The organism is Salinivibrio socompensis S35, from assembly GCF_000513715.1.
GTDB lineage: Bacteria > Pseudomonadota > Gammaproteobacteria > Enterobacterales > Vibrionaceae > Salinivibrio > Salinivibrio socompensis.
This window is the reverse complement of the sequence record NZ_AQOD01000095.1, coordinates 20,787-28,488: the sequence shown is the minus strand read 5'-3', so window position 1 is coordinate 28,488 and position 7,702 is coordinate 20,787. Positions and strand designations below refer to the sequence as shown.

The 7,702-nt window shown below is 49.7% G+C and carries 6 protein-coding genes and 2 pseudogenes; 5 read left to right on the top strand and 3 right to left on the bottom strand.

Features of this window, described 5'->3' with window-relative positions; translation table 11 throughout:
* From DZ54_RS0111015 to DZ54_RS0111000, 5 genes and pseudogenes are all read left to right on the top strand, one after another.
* Positions 1 to 1,288: BCCT family transporter (locus DZ54_RS0111015; protein WP_025674110.1), on the top strand; the 1,288-nt coding region annotated here is incomplete at its 5' end.
* A gap of 160 nt (positions 1,289 to 1,448) precedes the next feature.
* Positions 1,449 to 3,379, top strand: a pseudogene (locus DZ54_RS21050) (DUF294 nucleotidyltransferase-like domain-containing protein).
* Positions 3,334 to 4,065 carry a 3'-5' exonuclease gene (locus tag DZ54_RS0111005; RefSeq protein WP_037330614.1) on the top strand — a complete coding sequence of 244 codons (732 nt, stop codon included), beginning with the start codon at positions 3,334 to 3,336 and terminating at the stop codon, positions 4,063 to 4,065. Before DZ54_RS21050 ends, DZ54_RS0111005 begins: the two are co-directional and overlap by 46 nt.
* Before the next feature lie 27 nt (positions 4,066 to 4,092).
* Positions 4,093 to 4,221, top strand: a complete 129-nt coding sequence (locus tag DZ54_RS26805) for a hypothetical protein (RefSeq protein ID WP_276202037.1) — start codon at positions 4,093 to 4,095, stop codon at positions 4,219 to 4,221.
* Between the two features lie 45 nt (positions 4,222 to 4,266).
* Complete coding sequence (locus DZ54_RS0111000; RefSeq protein WP_025674107.1) at positions 4,267 to 4,470, top strand: hypothetical protein; 204 nt, start codon at positions 4,267 to 4,269, stop codon at positions 4,468 to 4,470.
* A gap of 76 nt (positions 4,471 to 4,546) precedes the next feature.
* On the opposite strand, the pseudogene DZ54_RS21045 reads toward DZ54_RS0111000, so the two are convergent.
* The 3 genes and pseudogenes from DZ54_RS21045 to DZ54_RS0110985 all read right to left on the bottom strand — a co-directional run bounded on the left by DZ54_RS21045 (position 4,547) and on the right by DZ54_RS0110985 (position 7,699).
* A pseudogene (locus tag DZ54_RS21045) lies at positions 4,547 to 5,975 on the bottom strand (alanine/glycine:cation symporter family protein).
* 613 nt (positions 5,976 to 6,588) lie between these two features.
* Complete coding sequence (gene rsmS, locus DZ54_RS24205) at positions 6,589 to 6,756, bottom strand: pleiotropic regulatory protein RsmS (RefSeq protein WP_240473977.1); 168 nt, start codon at positions 6,754 to 6,756, stop codon at positions 6,589 to 6,591.
* Positions 6,757 to 6,805: 49 nt separating this feature from the next.
* Positions 6,806 to 7,699 carry a histone deacetylase family protein gene (locus tag DZ54_RS0110985; protein ID WP_025674104.1) on the bottom strand — a complete coding sequence of 298 codons (894 nt, stop codon included), beginning with the start codon at positions 7,697 to 7,699 and terminating at the stop codon, positions 6,806 to 6,808.
* Positions 7,700 to 7,702 lie beyond the last annotated feature (3 nt).

Below are 7,702 nucleotides of genomic sequence, written 5' to 3'. Positions count from 1 at the left end.
TTACGGTTACGCTGGCTGGTTTGCGATGCTGTTTGCCGCCGGGATGGGCATTGGCTTGATGTTCTATGGTGTGTCTGAGCCGTTAACCCATTTCCAAACCGCGTTACAAGGGACCGCAACGGGTGCGGATGGTATTCGTACCGATTGGGCACCTTTGGGAGCCGCCACTGGTGATACGGAAGCTGCGCGTCGCCTGGGGATGTCGGCGACCATTTTCCATTGGGGCTTACACCCATGGGCGATTTATGCGGTATTAGCACTTGGCTTGGCGCTGTTTGCTTATAACAAAGGGCTTCCTTTGACCATTCGGTCGGTATTTTACCCGTTGTTTGGTGAGCGTATTTGGGGCTGGACCGGTCACATGATTGATATCTTAGCGATCGTGGCGACGCTCTTTGGTCTTGCCACCTCGCTCGGTATCGGTGCATCTCAGGCGTCTGGTGGCCTGCATTATTTGTTCGATACGCCATTGGGAGCTACCACCGAAATTCTGCTGGTGATTGGCATTACTGCGCTAGCGATCTTTTCGGTGGTAGCCGGTGTCGATAAAGGGGTTAAGCGCTTGTCTGAGCTGAACTTGGTCTTAGCTTTCTTACTTCTCATCTTCGTGATTGTCGTCGGTCCAACGTTGGCTATTCTGACAGGCTTCTTTGGGAACTTGGGCGCGTATTTACAAAATTTACCAGCGCTGGCCATGCCCTTTGGCCGAGACGATGCCAACTTTACCCAAGGCTGGACAGCGTTCTACTGGGCGTGGTGGATCTCTTGGTCGCCATTCGTTGGGATGTTTATTGCTCGCGTTTCACGTGGCCGCACAGTGCGTGAGTTTATTACGTGTGTGTTGCTGATCCCATCCGCTGCGAGCGTACTGTGGATGACATCATTTGGTGGCACCGCGATTAATCAATTCGTCAACGAAGGCTATACCGCGGTGGTCGATGCTGAGCTATCGCTGACCTTGTTTGCGATGCTAGAAGGCTTGCCGTTGGCGGAGATTACTTCGTTTATCGGTATCATTTTGGTGATTGTCTTCTTTGTCACCTCATCAGACTCGGGCTCTTTGGTGCTAGATACCATTTCGGCAGGCGGTAAAATGGACGTGCCGGTATCGCAGCGCGTTTTCTGGGCAACGTTCGAAGGTTTAGTCGCCGTTGCACTGATCCTCGGAGGAGGACTCGTCGCGCTACAGGCGATGGCGGTCTCGACGGGCTTCCCGTTTGCCGTAGTGTTATTGGTGGCAACCGTCTCCTTATTTAAAGGACTTGCCTCTGAACCTCGTGCAAAATAAAGATGTGTGCTAACCGTTTGATAGTTAGCTAAGATAGAAAAGGCAGGCTTTCGAGGCTGCCTTTTTTATGGCAAGTCACACGGCACATTGTGTGACAGGCAATGGACATCTGGAGTCACCGTGTCCTACCAAGATATTATCGTACGTTTAGGTGAGCGCTATGGAAGCTGAACAAATCGAAATTGCAACATTTCTTGCCCAGCATGCCCCTTTTGATGCTATCCCCGAAGAGGTGGTGGCTGAGGTGGCAACCAGCATTGAAATCAGTTATTTCCGTGCAGGCACCGATATTTTTGCCTATGGGGATGAAATTCACGACTTGGCGATCATGCGCAGCGGGGCTGTCGAACTTTTTCGCCGAAATGGCACGCTGTATAACCGCATTTCTGAAGGGGACATTTTTGGCCAAATGGGCCTTTTAATGAATAACCGAGTGCGGATGCCAGCGAAAGCGATTGAAGACACCTTGATCTATTTCATTCCTGAAGCCACGTTCAATCGTTTATTTGATGATTTTGAGCATTTTGCCGATTTTGTCGAGGTTGAGGATAGAACACGCTTGCGCCAAGCGGTCTCAAGTCATAATGAAGCCAATGATCTCACCACCTCCAAAGTGAAGAAACTGATCATTCGCGATCCTGTGATGATTGCCAGTACTGACTCAGTGCAGTATGCCGCGCAAGTGATGTCGCAAGAAACTGTCTCATCGATTTGGTGATGGGAGATGAACCTAACCCGGAAACCGGGTTAAAGCCGGTACTAGGGATTATCACCGATCGCGACTTGCGTAATCGCGTGTTAGCGGAAGGTTTGCCTTATGAAACCCAAGTTCAGGCGATCATGTCGCCACAGCTGATCACCCTGGATCACAATGCGTATATTTTTGAGGCCATGCTAACCATATTGCGCTCGAACCTTCACCATGTGCCGGTGCTTCGACATGGCAAGCCTATTGGTGTGGTTGCCTTGTCTGATATTGCACGCTACGAGTCGCAAAACAGCTTGTTCTTGGTGGCGAGTATCTTCCGTCAGCAGTCGGTGGAGGATTTAGTGATCCTGTCTCAGCAGGTCAAAGATTGCTTTGTACGCATGGTCAATGAAGATGCCAACTCGCATATGATTGGCTCGGCACTGTCTGTCATTGGGCGCAGTTTTAAACAACGTTTATTGGAGCTTGCCGAGGAAGAGCTGGGCAAACCGCCTGTACCGTATTGCTTTTTGGCGATGGGCTCAATGGCACGCGATGAGCAGTTGATTGTTACCGACCAAGATAACGCGATTATTTTGGATGATAACTACGATCACCAACAACACAATGCGTACTTTGAAGCCCTTTCTAAGCGAGTATCCGACGGTTTAAACGCGTGTGGTTATACCTACTGTACGGGTAATATTATGGCAACCAATCCAGAGTGGCGTAAAACACTTAAAGAATGGGAACAATGTTTTGCCGATTGGATAGATAATCCTAGCCCGCGCTCATTACTCGACAGTAATATTTTCTTCGATTTAGATGGCGTCCATGGTCGGACGAACTGGGCAGAGCAACTCAAAGCTTTTGTCGGGCGTCGCGCGCGTCGCAATAATCGCTTTTTAGCCTCCATGGCACGTAACGCCTTGAATCGCACACCACCTTTAGGCTTTTTTAAAGATTTTGTGATGGAGCAAGATGGTCGCCATAATAACTCGATTAACTTAAAACGTCGTGGCACCGCGCCCTTGGCCGATTTGATCCGCGTCCACGCCTTGGCGACCGATTCACGTTCACAAAACTCTTTTGAGCGTTTAGACGATATTATCGAGGCAGGGATCTTACCCAAAGGCCGTGGTCCCGATCTGCGTGATGCGATGGAGTTTATTTCAATGGTCAGGATCCGTCACCAAGCATTGGATATTGAAGCGGGCCGTGAGCCTGACAACAATATTGAGCCTGAGAACTTATCTGACTTTGAGCGTCGCAATCTAAAAGACGCGTTTCAGATTTTGAGCAATGCGCAGAAATTCTTGAAATTCCGCTATCAGCCAATCGGTCTTAAAGGAAGGGTATGTTCCATTTTAATCTTAGGAAAAAAGAGGATGCAGACCAGGTAGACTGGCGTGCGATGCTAGAGACTAAACGCGAGACGGTGCAGCATGAAACGTTGCAAGCGTTTTATCAGCAAGGATGGGTGTCACCGGAAACACCTGTCTCACAAGTGCCGTTTGTCGCGCTCGATTTTGAAACGACGGGGTTGGATAGCCAGCAAGATGCGATTGTCAGTATTGGTTTGGTGCCCTTTACCCTCAACCGTATTCGCTGCCAACAGGCCCAACACTGGATTGTGAACCCCAACCGGCCACTCGCCGAGTCGTCGATTGTGATTCACGGGATCACCCATTCTGATATTGTCAATGCGCCTGACTTTGCGCACGTGATTGAGCCTTTACTCAGTGCATTAGCCGGATCTGTGGTGGTGGTGCATTATCGTCGGATTGAGCGAGAGTTTTTAGATCGAGCGATTAAGCAGCGGTTGGGCGAGGGCATTATTTTTCCCATGGTCGATACCATGGAATTAGAAGCTTGGAAGCATCGTACGGGTAAGCGTAGCTTCGCTGAATGGATAGCACGTCGGCCGCCTGAATCAATTCGCTTAGCGGACAGTCGGCACCGCTATCAGTTGCCGTTTTATCAAAGCCACCATGCGCTCACCGATGCGATAGCGACTGCCGAGCTACTGCAGGCACAAATTGCGCACGATTTCTCGCCTGATACGCTGGTTAGTACGTTATGGCGTTAACCCTAGGCAAATGCACCAAGGCGCTATGTGAATCCGCTAAAGCGCTATGTAAATCTGCTAAAGCGCTATATGAATGCGCTAAGGCTTTATGTGGATGCGCTAAGGCACGATGAACGTTTCTCGTATGGTTTCCGTATTGGCTGGCAAGGCGTATAATTTGGCGTGCTACAAGCCAGTGACGGAAAGATAAGAGGAACAAAAATGACATTGATCCATGTGGTAGAGGGGCTGGTGTTTGGTCTCGGGGTGCTGTTGTTGTCATCGTCGGTTGGCTTTGCCTATTGGGGATTGACGCTTAAACCGGAAGAAGCAGAAGACATGACGGCGCGTAAAATTGAGTTGGGTTTTTACGCCGGCGCATGTTTGGTTTTTACCCTGCTCATCGGGTATTGGTTGAGCGTATAAATTCTTCGCCTTAAAAATAGAGCTCAATTAAAAAACCACCGAATCATCGGTGGTTTTTTGTATTATTGGCTTGGCATTACCAAACGTCTTTATCGATCTGTTTGTCCAGTTTAGGGAACTTGGTGCGATCAAAAGTCGGGTTTTTACCCGCACGACGCTGGTCTTCGTAGTCTTTCATCAAGGCGAACGCAACGCCAGACAATAGCGCAATGGCGACCAAGTTGATCACGGCCATCATGCCCATTGATAGGTCAGCAAAGCTCCAAATCAGTGGCAGATCCATCACTGCGCCCATCAGCACCATCGCGAGCACCGCAATACGATATAACAAGATGGCTTTACGGCACTTAAAGATATACTCGATGTTAGACTCGCCATACGAATAGTTGGCGATGATCGAGGTGAAGGCAAACAGCAGAATCGCAATGGCGATAAAGGCTGCACCCCAATCACCCACTTGGCTAACCAAGGCTTCTTGCGTGAGTGCAATACCCGTTAGGCCGCTCTCTGGCTCAAGCATGCCAGAGATCAAGATAATCGATGCAGTGGCGGTACAAATGACAATGGTATCGATGAAGACCCCTAGCATCTGAACATAGCCTTGTGCGGCAGGGTGATTAGGTTTAGTGGTCGCAGTTGCCGCCGCATTGGGCGCGGAACCATACCGGCTTCGTTCGAGAACAAACCACGTTTAATGCCTTGCATCATCGCTTGCGCGATCGCATAGCCCATGGCGCCACCTGCCGCCTGCTCTAAACCTAAGGCACTCTTGACAATGGTTGAAATCACCGCAGGAAGCTGTTCGATGTTCATGGCGACCACAACCAAGGCAACCAACAAATAAGCCAGTGCCATAAAGGGCACAATCAGCTCTGCTACACGTGCGACCGAGCGCATTCCACCAAAAATCACCGGGGCGGTGAATAACGCTAGGCCGATACCCACGGCGAGATCATTAAACCCAAATGCCGTGTCCATTGCCGCCGCGATCGAATTAGATTGCACCCCGTTAAAGGCTAAACCAAACGCGATAATTAGACAGATGGCAAAGGCAATCCCGAGCCAGCGTTGACCCAACCCCTTTTCGATGTAGTAGCCGGTCCGCCGCGATAGGTCTTGTCGTTATGGTTCACTTTGTAGGCTTGCGCGAGGGTGGATTCGACAAAGCTGGTGGCCATGCCGACGAGGGCGGTTAACCACATCCAGAAAATGGCCCCTGGACCGCCAAGGTACAGTGCTACCGCGACACCCGCCATGTTACCGGTGCCGACACGCGCCGCCAGGCTGGTGCTAAATGCTTGAAAGGAAGAGATCCCGCCTGATGCGCCATTACGGCTATCTGCCATCAGTTTGAACATGTGGCCAAAGTTACGGAATTGAATAAAGCCCGACCGCACGGTGAAGTACAAGCCTAAGCCAATCAAAAGATAAATCAGTACGCTGCCCCAAAGGAGGCCGTTACCTGTATCGACTACGGACACAAATAGATTTTTAAGTAGTTCCATCATTAAACTCTGTTTTGTCTGTTGGGAGACGCCTTACATGGTGCCTGTTCGAGCGATAGCCCGTTTGTCACCGAATGCGAGGGTCGACAACCACTGTCCCTGTGAGATCGCTGCTATCCATGCAGGTGAGCAACTATTCACTCGACATCATCATGTCTGAGAACCTGATATGACGAGTGGACGTTGAGTCTGCAACAGCATTTTGAATCCATGCTCGGCTGTTGCCAGAGTGCGCTTTTATGAGTCATATCGATGTGTTAACACACGGATACACTAGCAGGAGCACGCCGGATAATACCGATATTTGTGAGACAAAACACTATGTGATTGGCGAGGTGTTGGTTTTTTAAGCGGCTATAAATGTTAATAACAGCACTAAAATCTGTAACTTAAATGTAATGCTTTGCAGGCTAATTACTTGATGTTAAAGCAGTCCAGCTTCAAGTGGACAAATAATATAGCGTGATTAATGACTAATTATTCATTTTGTTAAGACTGAATAAAATGTGATCGAAAGCACGTAATATCAGCAAAAACGAGTTATAAACATACAAGCCATTCGGCAATGTCAACCGTATTTGTCAGGAAAAGTAGCAGCCGTATGCCTAACTTGTCAGGACGATGCGTTTTGTTTCGCCAGTAAGTCTCGCTTCACCATCTCAATCGCAGACAACGCGGTGTCGGGATCAATCTCATGGTTCTCGAGTAAGTAGATGAGGTCTACCGCGAGTTTGACGTCATCTGGCGCATTGTCTAAGCCTGTTGGGTGGCTGAATCTGATGGTGTCATAACACCTCCTGGGTGAAGTATGGAACATTGCGCACAACACACTATCGGGCGATGGCGGCCTGGATCAATTGCTCATGTAAAGGAATTAAATTCGCGTGCGAGTCATGATATCCGCCCCCAATCACCGCGGCGACCGGGATATCATGGTCAGCACAGCGTGAGAGCACGCCACTGTCTCGCTGATAGATGCCTTCAATTGATAATGCTAGATACCCGAGCGCATCGGCTTGATGGACATCGACACCGGCATCATAGATCACCATGTCGGGGCGATACTGCGCGAGAGCGAGATCTAACAAAGGTAAAAAAGCGCTGAGATAGTCCCGATCGGCGGTGCCTTTTGGCAGGGGCAAGTCTAAATCAGAGGGTGGCTTGCGTGAGGGAAAATTTTTCTCGCAATGGACGGAAAAAGTCACAATATCTGGGTGGTCGGCGGCCAGCGCGGCAGTGCCATCGCCATGATGCACATCACAATCGACGATCATCACCTTATCAATGCCTGGCTGGGTGAGCGCATGACGGGCGGCAATCATTAAATCGTTAAACAAACAAAAGCCACTGCCAAAGTCATAGTGCGCATGGTGATACCCGCCCGTAAGATGAATGGCAAGGCCTGAATCCAGGGCATGATCGACCGTTAATGTGGTGCCGCCTAGCGAGGTTAAACAACGGGTAATCAGTGCCTCGCTCCATGGAAAACCAATCCGGCGCATTTTAACTAAGGGTAAATCTCCTGCCAGTAACTGACTGACATAATCGGGATCATGAACGGCATCAATCACTTTCCGAGTGGTCGGGCTGGGTTGATGAAATTCAACTGGTAATCCTAGGCGTTGTAACCGCTCAAACAATAGCCGGTATTTTTGCAACGGGTAGCGGTGGCCGTCGGGAAGGGGAAAGTCCGAGTACACAGGATGGTAAATCAATGGCAGCACGTA

Coding starts and splice junctions, on each gene's coding strand:
- DZ54_RS0111005 (WP_037330614.1), top strand. CDS start 3,334: ATGTTCCATTTTAATCTTAGGAAAAAAGAGGATGCAGACCAGGTAGAC.
- DZ54_RS0111000 (WP_025674107.1), top strand. CDS start 4,267: ATGACATTGATCCATGTGGTAGAGGGGCTGGTGTTTGGTCTCGGGGTG.